Annotated in this window: 13 protein-coding genes; 10 read left to right on the top strand and 3 right to left on the bottom strand. The window is 69.0% G+C overall.

Annotation, left to right across the window (positions count from 1 at the left end; all coding sequences use genetic code 11):
* Positions 1–50: 50 nt before the first annotated feature.
* The 3 genes from R3E10_19365 to R3E10_19355 all read right to left on the bottom strand — a co-directional run bounded on the left by R3E10_19365 (position 51) and on the right by R3E10_19355 (position 4,727).
* Complete coding sequence (locus R3E10_19365) at positions 51–926, bottom strand: EAL domain-containing protein (GenBank protein ID MEZ4417923.1); 876 nt, start codon at positions 924–926, stop codon at positions 51–53.
* 283 nt (positions 927–1,209) lie between these two features.
* Positions 1,210–3,213 carry a DUF3536 domain-containing protein gene (locus R3E10_19360; protein MEZ4417922.1) on the bottom strand — a complete coding sequence of 668 codons (2,004 nt, stop codon included), beginning with the start codon at positions 3,211–3,213 and terminating at the stop codon, positions 1,210–1,212.
* Positions 3,210–4,727: a glycogen synthase gene (locus tag R3E10_19355; GenBank protein ID MEZ4417921.1), complete on the bottom strand. Its 1,518-nt coding sequence runs from the start codon at positions 4,725–4,727 to the stop codon at positions 3,210–3,212. Before R3E10_19355 ends, R3E10_19360 begins: the two co-directional genes overlap by 4 nt.
* Before the next feature lie 134 nt (positions 4,728–4,861).
* Here R3E10_19355 and glgB point away from each other — a divergent pair, with 134 nt between their 5' ends.
* The 10 genes from glgB to R3E10_19305 form a co-directional block, all read left to right on the top strand.
* Positions 4,862–7,078 (top strand): 1,4-alpha-glucan branching protein GlgB, encoded by a 2,217-nt coding sequence (gene glgB / locus R3E10_19350; protein MEZ4417920.1) that lies wholly within the window; start codon positions 4,862–4,864, stop codon positions 7,076–7,078.
* A gap of 18 nt (positions 7,079–7,096) precedes the next feature.
* Positions 7,097–9,523: a prolyl oligopeptidase family serine peptidase gene (locus R3E10_19345; GenBank protein ID MEZ4417919.1), complete on the top strand. Its 2,427-nt coding sequence runs from the start codon at positions 7,097–7,099 to the stop codon at positions 9,521–9,523.
* A gap of 3 nt (positions 9,524–9,526) precedes the next feature.
* Complete coding sequence (locus R3E10_19340) at positions 9,527–10,339, top strand: endonuclease/exonuclease/phosphatase family protein (protein MEZ4417918.1); 813 nt, start codon at positions 9,527–9,529, stop codon at positions 10,337–10,339.
* Positions 10,309–11,538 (top strand): metallophosphoesterase, encoded by a 1,230-nt coding sequence (locus tag R3E10_19335; GenBank protein MEZ4417917.1) that lies wholly within the window; start codon positions 10,309–10,311, stop codon positions 11,536–11,538. Before R3E10_19340 ends, R3E10_19335 begins: the two co-directional genes overlap by 31 nt.
* Positions 11,539–11,738: 200 nt before the next feature.
* Entirely contained in the window at positions 11,739–12,305 is a 567-nt protein-coding gene (locus R3E10_19330; protein MEZ4417916.1) for a hypothetical protein, read from the top strand.
* Positions 12,306–12,480: 175 nt separating this feature from the next.
* A complete protein-coding gene (locus tag R3E10_19325) occupies positions 12,481–13,266 on the top strand; it encodes a hypothetical protein (GenBank protein ID MEZ4417915.1) in 786 nt (261 codons plus the stop codon).
* 70 nt (positions 13,267–13,336) lie between these two features.
* Positions 13,337–13,858 carry a hypothetical protein gene (locus R3E10_19320; protein MEZ4417914.1) on the top strand — a complete coding sequence of 174 codons (522 nt, stop codon included), beginning with the start codon at positions 13,337–13,339 and terminating at the stop codon, positions 13,856–13,858.
* A gap of 32 nt (positions 13,859–13,890) precedes the next feature.
* Positions 13,891–14,019 carry a hypothetical protein gene (locus tag R3E10_19315; protein MEZ4417913.1) on the top strand — a complete coding sequence of 43 codons (129 nt, stop codon included), beginning with the start codon at positions 13,891–13,893 and terminating at the stop codon, positions 14,017–14,019.
* 96 nt (positions 14,020–14,115) lie between these two features.
* A complete protein-coding gene (locus tag R3E10_19310; protein MEZ4417912.1) occupies positions 14,116–15,387 on the top strand; it encodes a HAMP domain-containing sensor histidine kinase in 1,272 nt (423 codons plus the stop codon).
* Positions 15,290–16,505: sigma-54 dependent transcriptional regulator (locus tag R3E10_19305; protein ID MEZ4417911.1), on the top strand; the 1,216-nt coding region annotated here is incomplete at its 3' end. The genes R3E10_19310 and R3E10_19305, both read left to right, overlap by 98 nt.

Raw genomic sequence — 16,505 nt, 5'->3', positions numbered from 1 at the left:
TGGAAGCGGCATGCGGCGGGGAGCACCGCGGGGAGCGGTGGAGACGCCGCTCAGTCGCTCGGGCGAGCCGCGAGCGCTTCGGGCCGCCCCACATAGAACCCCTGCAGGTACTGGCAGCCCACATCGCAGAGCGCTTCGAACTCCGCGGGCGTCTCCACTTCTTCCGCGACGACCTTCGTTCCCAGCTCGTCGCACATCTCCAGCAACTTGCGCACGTAGAGTTGGCGGTGCCGGCTGCGATCGATTCCCCGGATGAGCTGGCCGTCCAACTTGATCAGGTCGGGTTCGAGCGCGGCGAAGGTGGCGATGCCCGTATAGGCTCCGCCGAAGTCGTCGATGGCCACCCGGAAGCCCATCGCCTTGAGGTCCACCGCTGCGCGATCCAGGCCGGCGTGGGGAAGCAACGCCGCTCGCTCGGTGATCTCGATCACGATGCGGGGTGCCAGCGCACGGAACGGACCACCGCGGGCCAGGTCGCGGAAGACCACCAGTTCGGACGGCTCGACGTTCATGAACAGCCACTCGCTGTCCAGCCCGCCCGGACCGAAGGGCTGAGGCGCCTGCGTCCACATCTGCAGCAGCAGGTCGTCGGAGCGCTCCAATCTGCGTGCGGTGTCCAGCAACGGCAGGGCCGTGTGGAGGCCCTGCTCCTCGCTGCGCAGCAAAGCCTCGTAGCCGACGATCTGGAAGCGAGAATCGACGACGGGCTGGTAGGCGAACCAGATGCCATCAAGGGCCCGCCGGAAGCTCGCCGCCAGCGCGGCCGCCGGATCAAGCGCGGCCTGGGGGGTTGCTGGCTGGACGGACTTCGCGGCGGGCCTTCGGGTCTCGACCTCCTTGGCTCGCGTCGGCGTTGCCGGGCGCTTGGCGCTACCCCGCGACTTCTTCCGGCGCTTGGCCTTCTTCGCTTTGAGCACAGCGGGCATCGCGAGGTCCGGGGGCGAGGGATCTGGGTCGCTCGACCCTGCACTGGGGCACCTCTTGTGCCTCGTTGGACCGTGGCGGCTGTAGGAGACGCACAACGGACGGAAAGGCGGATGGCTGGGTGACGGGTCGCAGCGACACGACCCGGGGTGTGGGAGTGACGCAGCACGGGCCAGAAAAGCGGCTCTGGCAAAGTGCTAGATCCGTGGCGCTGTACGGGATTTCGTCCAGGACCGTGGCGCGGTACGGGATTCCTGCCAGGATCCCGCTTGGGCAACGGGTCCGTCAGGCGAGCCCGTACTGGCGGGCCAGCTCGGCGAGCTGTGGAGGCTGCCCCAGTGCTTCCAACCAGCGCCAAAGATCTGTCTGGGCATCGAACGGTAGGTCGAGGCCCAGCAGCACCAACAACCCAGCCGCATCGAGGGCACTCCGCACCAGCGGATCCCTGAAGCCCGGCCCCTCCGCGGTGAGCTCGGCCACAGCGCGGAGGCAGGCGCCGCGCGCAACCTCGGTCAACGGGGCGCCTTCGGCCAACGCCGCGCGGTCGTCGTCGTTCAGCACACGGCCGAGCAGCCGGGCCCGCAGTCCGCGCTCCAGTGGGCGCCGCGCCGCCTCCGGAAGCTCTCCCGCCTCGACGCGTTCGCGTTCGCTTCCCTCGCCCACATCGACCACGAGCGCCGCGGGTCCCCGCGCGCGGACCTCTGCGGTCATCTCCCACCGGTGTCCGGTGGGCTCGTGCGTTACGACGACGTGCCCTGGGCGAACGCTGTGCGTGCGGAACGCGCCGAATCCGGCGAAGTCCTCGTGCTGCTCCTCATAGAGCAGGCTACCCCCGGCTGCGGCCCGTGCCTCTCCGGACGCGCTGGGTCGCGCTCTCCGGTCGTAGAGATCGGCGCCGCTCCCTTCCTCGGGGTCATTGCTCCGCGCCTCGGCCAGGCGCGCCCGGAATCCCTGCTCGATCCGCACCTGTTCGGCCCCGGCCAGGTCGATGCCGCGCGCCGCGTAGCGGAGGATCTGCACCGGCTCGATGCCGGCCAGGTCGTCGAAGAACCAGGCGCAGGACGTGAAGAGCCGGAGCGCGTTGCGCTCCATCTCCAGCAGCTCCAAAGCGCGTACACCGTCATTCACGGGCTCGGCCAACTCCCCGATCAGCGCGGCGAGGCGCGCCTCAGCCGGCAGCCGACCCACCATGCGTCCATAGGCGTCGCGGGCGCGCCAGGGTTCGACGAAGTGGCGTACACCCTCGGTCTCGAAGACCGAGTGCAGCTCCTTCGCCAGCCAGGTCACGGCGTCGCGCAGGGGCGTCCGCCAGGTCTGCCGCGTGGAGGACGACGGATCCATCTTGCATCCGCACTCGCGCCGCCAGCGATCCACCCCGTGCGCGCAACTCCAGGCGGAGGGCTCGATCAGTGTCACCTCCTCGCGGGGCGGATGCCGCTCCAGGTAGGAGGCGAAGTTCTCCACGCGCACGTCCGTGCGCTGGGCCAGGTGATGGAGTGCGGCCGCCAGGGCCAGATCAGCGAACCGGTGATGGTGACCAAAGGTTTCGCCGTCGACCGCGATCGACACGAGTCTGCGGGGATCGGAAGGCGCGACCCAGCGCGCCACCCAACGTTCCGCGTCGGAGAGGAGCTCGCCGAAGGCGACCCCGCGGGCGAGGTCCCCGTCGTAGGCGAAGAGCGCGATCTCCCTCCCGCTCTTCGTGCGGTAGAGCGCGGGTCCGCCGTCGGCCGGTACGGGATCGATCTGGTACGGCGCCAGGACGGTGAAGCGGATTCCCTCGGTGGCCAGCGCGTCCAGCGTTGCATCGTCCACCGCCGTCTCGGGCAGCCACATTCCCTCCGGGTCGCGCCCGAAGCGCTGTCGGAAGTCGTGCATGCCCCAGCGGATCTCGGTCAGGCGGTCGCGGGGATCGCTGAGCGGGAGGATCGGATGATGGTAGGCCATGGCCAGGGCGTTGCCGTGACCCAACCGCTCCCGACTGCGTTGATCCGCGTCCAGGATGGCGTTGTAGGTGCGGGGTGCGGCCCACTCCATCCAGGAGAGCAACGTGGGCCCCACGTTGAAGCTGATGTGCTCCAGCGTGTTCACCACCTGCTGGATGCGTCCGTCCCCGTCCAGGATCCGGGCAGCCACCACGGCTCGATAGCACTCACGCTCGACGCGGGCGTTCCAGTCGTGGTCGGGTGCCGCCGTGGACTGTGCGTCCACCGTCTCGAACCAGGGGTCCTCGCGGGGCGGCTGGTAGAAATGGCCGTGCAGGACGACCGAGCGGGAGGAGGTGCTCACCCCTTGGCGGGCGCGTGCGCCGCCAGGGCGCGGCGGTAGAGGTCCAGATAGCGCACCGCGGAGCGCTCCCACCCGAAGTCCTTGCTCATGGCTTCCCGCATGTGGTTGATCCAGGCGCGCTCGTCCTCATACGTGGCGATTGCCCGACGGAGTGCGCGCTCCAACCCTGCGGACGAGTACTCGTCGAAGACGAAGCCGGTGACCTGATCCTCGACGGTGTCCGAGAGTCCCCCCACCTTCCGCACCACCGGCAGCGCGCCGTAGCGCTGTGCCCGCATCTGCGTGAGGCCGCAGGGCTCGTACAGGGAGGGCATCATGAGACTGTCGGACCCGGCCAGCAGGCGATGTTCGCGTTCTTCGGTGAACTCGAACCGCACCGCTACCCGGTCCGGCATGTGGTGCGCGACCTGAGCGAGCGCCTCCCGATAGCGGGCCTCTCCTTCGCCCACGAAGATGAACTGGGCGTCGACGCGGTAGAGCAGGCCGTCGCCCAGGAGGATGTCGAAGCCCTTCTGTTGCGCCAGCCGCGCAGTCATGCCCACCAGCAGCTTGCGGGGCTCCACCGGAAGGCCGGCGGCCCGCTGCAGGTCGGCTTTGCACACGGCCTTGCCAGTGAGATCCTCCTTGGTGAAGCGGGCGGGGATGCTGGGGTCGGTCTCGGGATCCCAGATGCCCAGGTCGATCCCGTTGAGAATGCCCACCAGGCGATCACCGAGCGCGATGAACTGGTCGTGCAACCCGAAGCCGCCCTGCGGCGTCCGCAGCTCGTAGGCGTGCGTGGGACTCACGGTGGCCGCGAAGTCGGAATAGACCAGCCCGCCCTTGAGCCAGTTGACCTTTCCGTACCACTCCATGTGCGCCCAGTGGTACATCTCCCGCGGTAGCCCCAGATCGGGAAGGATCTCGGGACCGAAGTGCCCCTGGTAGCCTGCGTTGTGCACGGAGAGCACCGTGGCGATGGCGTCGAATTCAGGTCTGCTCGCGAACTCGGTCCGCAGATAGACCGGCGCCAGCGCCGTGTGCCAGTCGTGCGCGTGCAGGACCCAGCGGCTCTCGCCCAGTGTGGGAATGGCCTGGAGGGCGGCCTTGGCGAAGAACGCGAAGCGACGGTGATTGTCCGGGTAGTCGCCCCCCGCCTCGCCGTAGATGCCGGCGCGGTCGAAGTAGTGGGGATGATCCACGAACAACACCTTGGGTGCACCCGGTCGACCGGGTGCCAGCCAAAGCCGGGCCTCCTCCGTGCGGGAGCCGAACTTCACGCTGTACGACTCCCCGAAGCGCTCCAGGGCCACACCCGACTCGCGGACCGAGCGATACAGCGGCATGAAGACGAAGGTGGGCGCGCCGGAGCGGGCCTGGTGCTCCGCGACCCCGCGGACAGCCTCGGCCAGGCCGCCGGTCCGCGCAAACGGCCAGTACTCTGCCACCAGATGGACGATGCCGGCGCCCAGCGGCGGAACCGTCTCGATGGAGGGTACCGGACGGGCGGTCCGCACCCCGGTGGTGGTGGTCATGCCGTTCGATCTCCCTGGGGGGTGTCGCGGGCCTCGGCCCGCAACCCTCTGAACCTAACGCAATCGGAGTGCATCCGACGGGCCTTGGAGACCCTACCTGCCCAGGACGCATCGTTCAACGTAGGTTCTCGCTCATGGAAGAAACGGACCGCGAACGGATCGAGGCGCTCGCTGCCGGCCGGCTCGCCGATCCGTCGACGCTGCTCGGCGAGCGCGCGGCGGAGCGGGAGGGGAAAATCGGCCGTCTCGTGCGGGTCTGGCTGCCCTGGGCCCACCGCGTGGACCTTCGGGTGGCGCGCGGCACCATGCCCATGGATCGGCTGGACGAGCGCGGCCTGTTCGAGGCGTTCGTGCCCGGTTCCCCGTCCCCTTTTGCCTATCGACTGCTCGCGCACGGGGATCTGGGTGAGGTGACGCTGGACGATCCCTATCGCTTCAGCCCCCACCTCAGCGACGACGAGCTCGCCCGGCTCCGCCGCCCGGACGGACGAGTCCATCACATCCTGGGGGCGCGCCCCACGGAGCGCGACGGGGTCCTCGGAACGCGCTTCGCGGTCTGGGCGCCCGCGGCTGAGCGGGTCAGCGTGGTGGGGGACTTCAACGGGTGGGACGCCACCATCCACGGCATGGTCCCCAGGGGCACCTCCGGGGTCTGGGAACTGTTTCTTCCGGGAATCGGGGCAGGAGCGGTCTACAAGTACGCCATCCGGAGTCGCTTCGACGCGGGCGACCTCCTCAAGGCGGACCCGGTGGGCTTCAGCATGGAGCTGCGGCCTGCCACGGCCTCCGTGGTCACGGCGCCCAGCACCCATGCGTGGACAGACGAGACCTGGATGGCGGAGCGGTCCGAGCGGCATGCGCCCGACGCGCCCCTCTCCATCTACGAGGTGCACCTGGGGTCCTGGCGCCGCCACGCCGATGCGAAGCCCACGGAAGGGTTGCCGGGATGGTTGAGCTATCGTGAACTGGCCGATACGCTGCTGCCCTACGTGCGCGACCTGGGCTTCACGCACGTGGAGCTGCTCCCGGTCACCGAACACCCCCTGGACAAGAGCTGGGGCTACCAGACCATAGGCTATTTCGCTCCGACCGCGCGCCACGGGAGTCCGGACGACTTTCGCCACTTCGTGGATCGGGCCCACGCGTTGGGTCTGGGCGTGATCCTGGACTGGGTGCCCGCTCACTTCCCCACGGACGCACACGGGCTGGGCCGCTTCGACGGCACCCACCTCTACGAGCACGCGGACCCACGCAAGGGGCTCCACCCCGACTGGCGCACCTTCATCTTCAACTACTCGCGTTTCGAGGTCAGTTCGTTCCTGATTTCGTCCGCGCTCTACTGGCTCGAGGAGTTCCACATCGACGGGCTGCGTCTCGACGCCGTGGCTTCCATGCTCTACCTGGACTATTCGCGGGGGGAGGGACAGTGGGAGCCCAACCCGCACGGTGGGCGCGAGAACCTGGAAGCGGTAGAGTTCCTCCGGCAGCTCAACCGCACGGTGCACGAGGCTCATGCGGACGTGATCGTGGTGGCGGAGGAGTCGACCGCCTGGCCCCGCGTGACGCATGCCGTGGAGCAGGAAGGCCTGGGTTTCGATCTCAAGTGGAACATGGGCTGGATGAACGACACCCTGGAGGTTTTCAAGGCCGACCCGCTGTTTCGCAAAGGCCTGCACAACCGCCTCACGTTCTCCATCCTGTATGCGTTCTCGGAGCGCTTTCTGCTGCCACTCTCCCATGACGAGGTGGTGCACCTGAAAGGCTCGCTGCTCTCGAAGATGCCCGGTGGGCCGCTCGATCAGCACGCCACCTTGCGAACGCTCTTCGGGTACATGTGGGCACACCCCGGAAAGAAGCTCCTGTTCATGGGTGGAGAGCTGGGGGAGTGGCGCGAATGGAACCATGAAGGTGAGCTCGATTGGCCGCTCCTGAACGAGCCCCTGCACCGGCGCCTGCAGAACTGGGTGGCCGCGCTCAACCGGACCTACCAGGAAGAGCCCGCCCTGCACGAGGCGGAGTCGCAGCCGCACGGGTTCGAATGGCTCGACGTGCATGATGCTGAGCGCAGCACGATCTCGTTCGTACGCTGGTCCGCCGAGTGGCAGCAGTTCGTCGTGGTGGTGCTCAACCTGACACCCGTGCCGTGGAAGGCGTATCGCTTGGCGGTGCCGCACCCGGGCCGCTACGAGATCCTGCTCAACAGCGACGCGCCGGAATACGGCGGGGCCGGCACCCTGATCCCCGACGTCTTCCACACGGTTCCCGAGCCGCTGCACGGACGGCAGCAATTCGTGGAGCTGACGCTCCCACCGCTCTCCGCGCTGTACCTGAAGCGAACCGGACCAGCCTAGCCGGCCAGGAGGCCCCCCATGCGCGCCGCCATCCCCTGCCTCGTCCTCACGGCCGCGTTGGCGACACCGGTGGGAGGGGCGGCCCAGGTCCGCGGAGACCGACTCGCGCTTCCGCTGCGCCAGTCCAATCTGACTGCAGTGATGGCGGAGCCTCGAGAGCTCACCCTGCGCGACGCCTCTCGCAACGACCGCTGGTTGGGGCTTGGCGTACGCGACGTGCGCTGGGCGCCGGACGGGGCGGCGGTCTACTTCCGCTGGAAGCAGGACCCCGCTTCCGACGACCTGCCCGAGGACGATCCATGGTTCCGCGTGGACGCGGGCGCTACCGGGGCCACGGAGCTGACCGCTCGCGAGGCGCAGGTTGTGCCAGCGGAACGCCTGTCCTGGAGTGCCGACGGAGTGCGGGCCGCATGGGGGTCGGGGCGCAGCGTCTTCCTGTACGACCGGAGCCACGATCCCCGCACACGCATGGTGGCTGCGCTCGAGTCGGCAGTGCGCGAGGTACGACTGGCGCGCTCCGGACGCGAGATCGAGGTCGAGGCGGACGGATCGCTCTGGATCTACCATGTCGATGCGGGTGCGCTGAGGCTCTTCGCAACACGGCACGAGGTGCCCGAGCCCAAGCGCACCGCGGAGGGAGCGTGGCTGCGGACCGAAGAGACGCGCCTGTTCGAGGAGACGCGTGCCCGCTTGGACCGCGAAGCCCGTCTGGCCCAAGCCGACCGGCTAGGCGACCCGTCCCCGGTGCTCGCCCTTCCGGTGGAGCCCGGGGAGACCGTCGACCAGATCCAGCGCAGCCCGGATGGTCGCTTCGTGACCTTCCGGGCGCGGCGTCGGGCTGTCGACCGACCCGCCACACAATACATCGACTACCTGGACCCCAGCGGGTACTCCACGGTGCATGAGGCGCGGGGCAAGGCCGGCGAGCCGCGCGACCGGTTCCGCCTGGGTATCGTGGCAGCCGACGCGAGCGTGGAGCGCGACTCCGCACAGGTCACCTGGGTGAGCTTCCCCGAGGCGGAGGAACAGGAGACGGTGCCGCACGGCCCCTGGTGGTCCCTGGACGGCACCCGCGCGCTCGTACAACTCATCGGAGAGGATCATCAGGACCTGTGGATCGCGGAGCTGGACCCGCGAACGGGTACGCTGCGGGTGCTGGCGCACGACCACGACGACGCCTGGATCGGCGGCCCTCCGGTGCAGGCCAACACGCTACAGCCCGCGCTGCTGGAGTGGCTCCCCGACGGCAGCTTCGTGTTCGCCTCCGAGCGGAGCGGCTGGAGCCACCTCTACCGCACGACCCCCGACGGGGCGACCGGTGCGCTCACCACGGGCGATTGGGAGGTGCGGGGCGCAGAGCTATCCCGCGACCGGACCACCTGGTTGATCCAGGCCAGCCGTGAGCATCCGTCGGACGATCACCTGTACACCATGCCCGCCGGGGGCGGCCCCCTCACACGCGTCACGGAGGGGCCCGGGCGTCACGAGGGTTGGTTGTCGCCGGACGTGCGGCGGGTGGCCGTCGTGGCCAGCGAGTCGCTGCAACTCCCTGATCTGTGGGTGGGCACCCTGGCCGCCCGACGCGGCGGCCCCAGCGGTGCGGCGGCGCCGGAGCGTACCCGCGTCACGGTGAGCGGATCAGACGCCTTCTTCACGTACGGACGCACCCGCCCCGAGATGGTGTCGTTCGCCCACCCGGACGGCGGACGCGTATGGGCGGCGCTCTACCGGCCGGAGCGTCCCCTGCCCGAGCGGGCGGCCGTGGTGCACGTGCACGGCGGCGGATACCGGCAATTCGCGCACCGCGGCTGGAGCGTCTACGGCTGGGCCCTGCACGTCGGGTTCGTGAACTGGTTGGTGCAGCAGGGATACACTGTTCTGGACGTCGACTACCGGGGCAGTGCCGGCTTTGGACGGGACTATCGCACCGACATCGCGCGTTCCATGGGCATCAAGGACACCGATGGCGTCGTCGCCGGAGCCCGCTGGCTGGCGGAGGCGGAAGGGATCGATCCGACCCGCATCGGTATGCACGGGGTCTCCTATGGAGGCTTCCTTACGCTCATGACACTCTTCCGCTATCCGGGCGTCATGTCCGCCGGCATCGCTCGGGCCTCGGTGAGCGACTGGGCGCACTACTCGGACGGGTGGACCAGCCGGATCCTGGGCGTGCCACACATGGATGAGGACGCCTACCGTCGTTCCAGCCCGATCTACTACGCCGAAGGACTGAGTGATCCGCTCCTGATCACCCATGGCTTGGTGGACGACAACGTGCACTTCCAGGACAGTGCCCGCTTGATCCAGCGCTTGATCGAGCTGGAGAAGCGATTCGAGGTCATGGTCTATCCCATCGAGCCCCATACCATCCAGACGGAGGCCAGCCGTCTGGATTTCGTGACGCGCGCAGCGGCGTTCTTCGACGCTCACCTGTTGAGGCGCTGAGGGGTGTCGTCGCGGATCCTGCTGGCCGCTCTCTGCACGGCCCCACTCCTGACGGCGTGCCGTACCGGCAGCAACTACACGAGCCCGGGAGGGCCTGCCTATGCGGGCCAACCGGGAAGCCTCGTCTCCTGTGACGGCGGGGCAGGGAGGACACTGCGCGTGGTGTCCTTCAATGTCGAGTTCGCACTTCGCCCCGACACCGCGGCGCGGGTGCTCGGTAGTACGTCGGAGCTTCAGTGCGCAGACGTGATCCTGCTCCAGGAGATGGACGAGCAAGGCACCCGTCGGATCGCCGAGCACCTGGGGCTCCAGTATGTCTACTATCCAGCGGTTTTCCACTACCGCTACGACCGCGACTTCGGCAACGCGGTCCTGAGCCGTTGGCCGGTACGCGAGCAGTCCAAGCTGGTACTTCCGCACGTGTCCCTGTTCACCCGCACCCAGCGCATCGCCGTGGCGGTGACGCTGGACGTTCGGGGGCGGCCCCTGCGCGTGTATTCCGCTCATCTGGGCTCGCTGCTCGAGATCACGCCGTGGGCGCGGAAGGCGCAGTTGCGTGCCGTCCTGGACGATGCCTCGCCCTATGAGCGGGTGGTGATCGGGGGCGACATGAACAGCGGCGGAGTCGGAGAGGTGGCGGCGGAGGCCGGCTTCTCCTGGCCTACGCAGGAAGGCCCTCCCACGGTGAAGCGCATGCGGTGGGATCACATCTTCCTGCGTGGTGTCTCGTCCGTAGGTGCCGGGACGGTGTTGGAGATTCGCGAGGCGAGCGACCACAGGCCGGTATGGGTAGAGATGCTGTGGCCGGAGGGCTGAAGGCGCAAAGCGCCTGGATCCAGGCAGCGTGGCGAGGTGCGCAGCGCGATCTGCGTCTTGCCGGTGGTTGGGTGGCGGCGGCGATGGCGGTGGCGCTGTCAGCGCCGGGCTGCACGCACGGTCGCCCCTATGTGCGTGCCGATGTCGCTTCCCCATCGCTGGACGCGCCTCCGGCGCGAGCCATCCTGCAGCGGATCATCCTGATCGGGGACGCCGGCGCGCCCTCGGTGGACGGTGAGCCGGTGCTGCTGGCGCTGCGTGACACTGCGAACTCGTTGCCTGAGAAGACCGTGGTGGTGTATCTGGGCGACAACATCTATCCGTCCGGCGTGCCGGAGGCCGATGCCGAGGGCCGAGCGCAGGCGGAGCGGGCGCTCCAGGCCCAACTGGAGGCGGCAGGTCAGGCGCGCGCGGTGTTCGTGCCCGGAAACCACGACTGGGATCAGAACGCACCCGATGGCCTGGAGCGAGTTCGGCGCCAAGCGGAGATTGTTCAGGCGCATCCGAACGCCCTCTTCACGCCGTTCCCCGGGTGTCCCGGTCCGTACGCGCTGGATCTCACGGCCGCCCGCGTGGTGGCGCTCGACACACAGTGGTGGCTGCGGGGCGAGAATGCGGGGCCGGCCTGCTCCTATGCGGACACCGCGGCCGTCATTGCTGGGCTTGTGGAGGATGCGCTGCGCCCGCCGGACGGAAGGCCCGTGGTGGTGGTGGCGCACCACCCGCTGCGGTCGAGGGGGCCGCACGGTGGGTTCTACACGCTTGGTGAGTGGATCTTCCCCTCGCTCATGACCAACGGCGGGTGGCGCTGGGTGCTCCTACCCCTTCCCGGTGTGGGCCCACTGGGCCGCTGGCTCGTGCGTACGGACCAGGACTTCGTGAGCCGTGGCAACACTGCGCTCCGGAGGCGACTCGGTGAGGCATTGGCGACGGCTCCGCCGCTCGCCTATGCGTCGGGGCACGATCATGGACTCCAGGTCTTCGAGGGAGAGACCACAGCGTCGCTTCTGCTGGTGAGCGGCCTGGGCTCCTCGGAGAAAGCCACGCCGGTGGGAGACGAAGCGCGTACGTTGTTTGCACACCAGCACCCCGGCTTCATGGTGTTGGACATCCTCGCCGACCGCGCGATCCTCAGGGTGGTCGAGCCCGGGACGCCCGCCGTCGTCTTCCGGCACGAGGTCGCGCTCCCTCAGCGGTGACGGGGACCGCCTCGGTCGGTTCGTCCCTCCCCTCCACCGCAGGTCCCCGGGCAGCTGCCCCTCTCGCTGCGAGGCGTCGAGATTGTCCGCCAGTCGGGTCTCGATGCCTACGCAACGGGGCCCGCGCTCCTACGTAGTCGTGCATGTGCCCGCGTGCGGTCGATCCCGCTCGATTGGTTGCGGGTCGGAGAGGAGGATCGATGATGCGAATGAGTAGCCGGTTCGGCTGGGCGTGCCTCATCGCAGTGGCGCTGGCCGAGGGCGTTGAAGCACAGGAGACGCTCTGGCGGATCCCCACGACGGTGGGATACGGAGCGGTAGGGTTCGCGGCCGGTGCTTCGTTCGCGGGCTGGTTCACTCGAGACAACCACGACGTCGACGAGACGGTCGAAGCGGCCCTCGTGCTGGTCGCCGCCGGTCTCGGTGCGGGAGTCATCGGGGGCTATCGGATCGGGCGCAGCGCCGACCGCACGCTCGGGGACGGTCGGGCGCTGAGTTCCGGTCTGAAGGCGGCCGTGGGGGCTGGGACGGTCTTGAGCGTGGGCGCCGTGGGGGCGCTGGCCGCCGCGATCCGGATCTCTCCTCCGGAGCCCCGCGGAGACTGGTCCGATGAGACCACCGTCGTCGTCTACACGGGAGCCGGTCTCGCAGCAGGTGCGCTGCTGCTCTGGGCGGTCCGCGACAAGCTCGAACCGACCTCTGGCCCGGTCGTCCGTCTTGGCCCGAGCGCGGATGGTCTCCGCGTCTCGGTTCGCTGGACCCGATGAGGAGGGGCCTTCGGGCCCTGCAAGGAGGAGCAGTGGGCGACGTAGGGGGAGGTGTTCTCAGTGAGAGGGACAGTGCGACGGTGGCGTTCGGGTTTCGCGGAGATGAGTCGGAAGGGTGCTGAGGCGACCAGACGAGCTGCGCGGTCCGGAGGGTAGGGGAACGAGGAGCTGGACCGTGTTGGCAAAGAACAGGTTCGCGGCTCGGTGGGCGAGCTTCGGAGGGCGAGGCCGGTGCATCCGGAGGGCAGCCGGCGCCAGCCTGGCGCTCTGCCTCACCCTTGCTCACGCGCATGGCCTCGCTGCCCAGGACGGATTCGCCAGCTGGGTCGCGCTCTTCGACCCGGACCAGGTCGGCTGGCTGGAGAACGAGAACCGCCTCGACGAGCTGTGTCGCGACGCGGCGGATCTGGCGGCCTGCCATCAGACCATGCTGTCGCCGGCCGTCCGCGTGATGTCCCTCCACGTGGCGCCCGACGTCACCTCGAGCCGCCTGGGCGAGCTGATCGTCATCGCGGTGCCCGGCCGGGGCTTGAGCGCCGTATTCCGCGGAGACCGTGGTGACTCGACGGTGCCCCTCCGTCCGGATCTCGAGTTCCAGGACTGGGGCTACGGTCCCCTGTTCCATCAGACGTTCGCGGAGCGCCGCGGTGAGTGGTACCGGCTACCGGGCGGGCCCTGGGAAGGGTCTGCGTGGGCGCTCCTTCCCGACGACGCGGCGCAGGCGCGCGTGCTGTCTCTCGCCCCCGACGAGATCATCGAGATCGCCGGCCGCGGGATGGTGGTCGTCGCGGTGGAAGCGGACGCGCTACTGCTCCGCCGGGAGCAGCCCGCCGATCACTGGTGTGACGAAGCATCCCCACCACCGCGCATCGCAGACGAGCCGGTGCGGGTCGCACGAACGGATCTCGTCGACGACCGGGGGCATCTGCTCATCGGGCTGCGCTATCTGAAGGGATGTTGAGCGCCGCAACCATGGAACTGAGGCTGACCGGCGCGGCCGACGTGCTGCAGCGGGGGAGGGGAGGAAGACCATGACGGATCCGACAGGACCCGCCGGGAAGGGTTCGCTCGAAGCGCGCATCGCCGAAGGGGCCGGGGTCGGGTACCTCGTGCGTCCCATACCCACGACCCTGGACCATGAGATCCAGAGCGCCCTGACGACGCCGGCGGCGAGTGAGCGCTGGTCGCTTCTCCAGCCCCGCTTCGGCCCGGAGCAGGCGCCCACACTGCGGGCCTTCGCGGAGCGTGCTGCAGCTCGCGCTGTCAGGGAAGGGGCGTCGCATCACCTGGACGCCGCTCTGATTGCACTCGCGCTGGCCGGGTTGGAACAGGGGAGCCGTGAGGCGCTCTTGATTCTTCCCTTGATCCACGACAGCGCCGTGCGTCTTGGGGCGCCACCCGAGGACCTCTTCGAGCGCGTCGCAACCCAGGTTGGAGCTCAGGCCGCCGAGAGCCTGCGCGGGTTCCGCGAGCGCACGAACAAGTCGATCGCACAGATGGGCTACGTCGCCGAAGGGGCCGGCCCCACCTTCCGCTACCGAAGGACCTGGTAGTTTCGCATCCTCACCCCCACGAAGGAGTGGCCATGGATTGGCACCTGCTCAGTCAGGTCGTGATGATCCTCCTCCTGTTCCGCATCGCCGTCGACCTGCGGTCCGGATTGTCGGAGGTCATCAAGGGTCTGGAGTCCCTCGATGAACGCTTGAATCGCTAGGTCGGGGATCGGCGAGCGTGACGGGGCGGCCAGTGGGGCTCTACGATGAGGCTCCGTCCGTTTCGCGATCGTATCCACCCGATCCCCCGAGGACCCATGGCTCCCCGCCGCTTCGAACGGAGCGTCTTCCTGGCCCTCCTGACCGTGGCGCTCATACCAACCGCCCTGGTGGTGGCGGGCGGTGCCTGGGCCCTCGGAGACGTGCTGGCGCGGTCCGGATCTGCGGGACCGTGGGTCACCGTCGCAGGGTCCGGGCTCGAGCTCATCGACAGGGTCGAACGGGATTGGCCGGAGGCTCAGCCCGTCCCCGCCCAGGTCAGCCAGGCGTTGGAGGCACATCGCACGGATCTGGTCCGGTCTCGCGACATGTCCCGCCTCTACGCCGCGGTCGCCGCGCGTGCTCTCGACCGGCTCCCCTTGATCGCAACGGGTCTTTTGCTGTTCGTCACCGGGCTGGCTTGGGCCACGGCCCATGCCCTGGCGAGGCGTTTCGCGAGGCCCGTGCACGGTCTCATCGATTGGACGGGGCGAATCGCGGCCGGAGACGTCATCCCGGAGGGGCGGGCCGTCTCACCGGGCTTCGTTGAGTTGGAGCAGCTCGGTGACGCGTTGCGCTCCATGTCCCGTAGCATCGACGAAGGCAGGCGCAAGGCCGTCGAGGCGGCGCGGCTGGCCACCTGGAGCGCAATGGCACGCCGGGCGGCGCACGAGATCAAGAATCCGCTCACTCCGATGAAGCTGGCGGCCTACCAGATCCGCAAGCGCTTGCCCGAGGACCAGGACGACGGGTCGGTCGACGTGCTCGTCGAGGAGATCGATCGGCTGGATGCGCTTGCGCGTTCGTTCGTTCAAGTGGGTCGGGCCCCCGAGGGCCCGGCCGCGATGATCGATCTGGTGGAGTTGTGCCGCGCCCTGGTCGACGGGTTCGCAAGCGCGCCAGTGCCTGTCATGCTGGACGCACCGCCGAACCCGGTCTTCGTGCGTGGGCACCTCGACGCACTCCGGGGAGCGCTGCTGAACCTCATCGGCAATGCCGTGGAAGCTCAGGAAGGCGTGCAGGCATCCCCGGACGCCGGTGTCGTCGTCCAAATCCGGACCGTCGCGGACGCGGCGGGAGCCGCAGCGGTCCGAATCACGGTGGAGGACGACGGACCCGGGCTGCCCGCGGGCCTGGAGGACGCCATCTGGAATCTGGACGTCACCACCAAGCGAAGGGGCTCGGGAATCGGGCTCCCTATGGTCCGGCAGACCCTCACCAGCCACGGAGGACATGTGCGAGCCGAGAATCGCCCGGAGGGCGGGGCGCGCTTTGTCTGCGAGCTTCCGCGTGCCCCTTTGGACCTCGCCCCTGCGTCTCCGGCACCCTGACGCCGTGCACATTCTCATCGTCGACGATCAGGACAACATCCGCCGTACCCTGCGCTCGCTTCTCGAGTCGGAGGGCTATCGGGTCAGCGACGTGGACCGCGCAGAGGCTGCGCTGGCCGGGTTCGACGACATCTCCCCCGATGCCGTGCTGCTGGACCTGGCCCTTCCGGGAATGAACGGCTTGCAGGCCCTCGAGCGCTTCCGCCAGCTCGCGCCCCAGGTGCCCGTGGTGATGATGAGCGGGCAGGCGTCGCTCTCCGATGCGGTACAAGCCACCAAGAAGGGGGCGTTTCATTTCATCGAGAAGCCGCTGACTCCCGAAGCGGTGCTGCTGACGCTGACGCGAGCCTTGGAGCTGAGCCGCGAGCGCGACCTCACGCGGGCGCTGCGGCGCGAGCTGGGTCCTGGCACGGAGTTGATCGGCATCTCCCCGGCCATGGAGGAAGTCCGGCGGCGGGTGGAGCGCGTGGCTCCCACTGACGCGCGCGTGCTCATCACCGGGGAGAGCGGCACGGGCAAGGAGTTGGTTGCCGCGGCCATCCACGGGCTCTCCGAGCGCCGCGATGGCCCCTTCGTGCGCGTGAACAGCGCGGCCATCCCCCGTGACCTTGTCGAGAGCGAGATGTTCGGCCACGAGAAGGGCTCGTTCACGGGCGCCACCGAGCGCCGACGGGGACGGTTCGAGCTGGCGAGCGGGGGCACGCTGTTCCTGGACGAGGTGGGCGACCTGAGCTTGGAAGCCCAGGCCAAGCTGCTACGCGCGCTGGAATCGAGAACGATCGAGCGGGTCGGCGGATCGAGTCCCATCCCGGTGGATGTGCGCGTGATTGCCGCGACCAACCGGGACCTGGTGGCCGCGACCCGTGAGGGCGCCTTCCGGGAGGATCTGCTGTTCCGCCTGGAAGTCGTTCCCATCGCGCTGCCGCCCCTGCGCGAACGACCTGCCGACATCCGCCCTCTGGTGGCGCATGCGCTCACGCGCCTGCGCTCGCGCCAAGGCGTTCGCAGTCCGGAGCTCGGGGACGAGGCGCTCGCCGTTCTGGAGGCACACGACTGGCCCGGCAACGTGCGTGAGCTGTTCAACGCCATCGAGCGCTTGGCCATCCTGCACGGACACG

It is taken from the genome of Gemmatimonadota bacterium, from assembly GCA_041390105.1.
In the GTDB taxonomy this organism is placed as follows: domain Bacteria; phylum Gemmatimonadota; class Gemmatimonadetes; order Longimicrobiales; family Gaopeijiaceae; genus JAGQIF01.
Note: the sequence above shows the minus strand (reverse complement) of the source record. Positions and strands in the feature narration are given on the sequence as shown.

What these genes read in the sequence shown, in the direction of transcription:
- R3E10_19365 (MEZ4417923.1), bottom strand. Translation starts at nt 926, where the DNA reads ATGCCCGCTGTGCTCAAAGCGAAGAAGGCCAAGCGCCGGAAGAAGTCG.
- R3E10_19355 (MEZ4417921.1), bottom strand. Translation starts at nt 4,727, where the DNA reads ATGACCACCACCACCGGGGTGCGGACCGCCCGTCCGGTACCCTCCATC.
- glgB (MEZ4417920.1), top strand. Translation starts at nt 4,862, where the DNA reads ATGGAAGAAACGGACCGCGAACGGATCGAGGCGCTCGCTGCCGGCCGG.
- R3E10_19345 (MEZ4417919.1), top strand. Translation starts at nt 7,097, where the DNA reads ATGCGCGCCGCCATCCCCTGCCTCGTCCTCACGGCCGCGTTGGCGACA.
- R3E10_19335 (MEZ4417917.1), top strand. Translation starts at nt 10,309, where the DNA reads ATGGGTAGAGATGCTGTGGCCGGAGGGCTGAAGGCGCAAAGCGCCTGG.
- R3E10_19330 (MEZ4417916.1), top strand. Translation starts at nt 11,739, where the DNA reads ATGATGCGAATGAGTAGCCGGTTCGGCTGGGCGTGCCTCATCGCAGTG.
- R3E10_19320 (MEZ4417914.1), top strand. Translation starts at nt 13,337, where the DNA reads ATGACGGATCCGACAGGACCCGCCGGGAAGGGTTCGCTCGAAGCGCGC.
- R3E10_19315 (MEZ4417913.1), top strand. Translation starts at nt 13,891, where the DNA reads ATGGATTGGCACCTGCTCAGTCAGGTCGTGATGATCCTCCTCCTGTTC.
- R3E10_19310 (MEZ4417912.1), top strand. Translation starts at nt 14,116, where the DNA reads ATGGCTCCCCGCCGCTTCGAACGGAGCGTCTTCCTGGCCCTCCTGACC.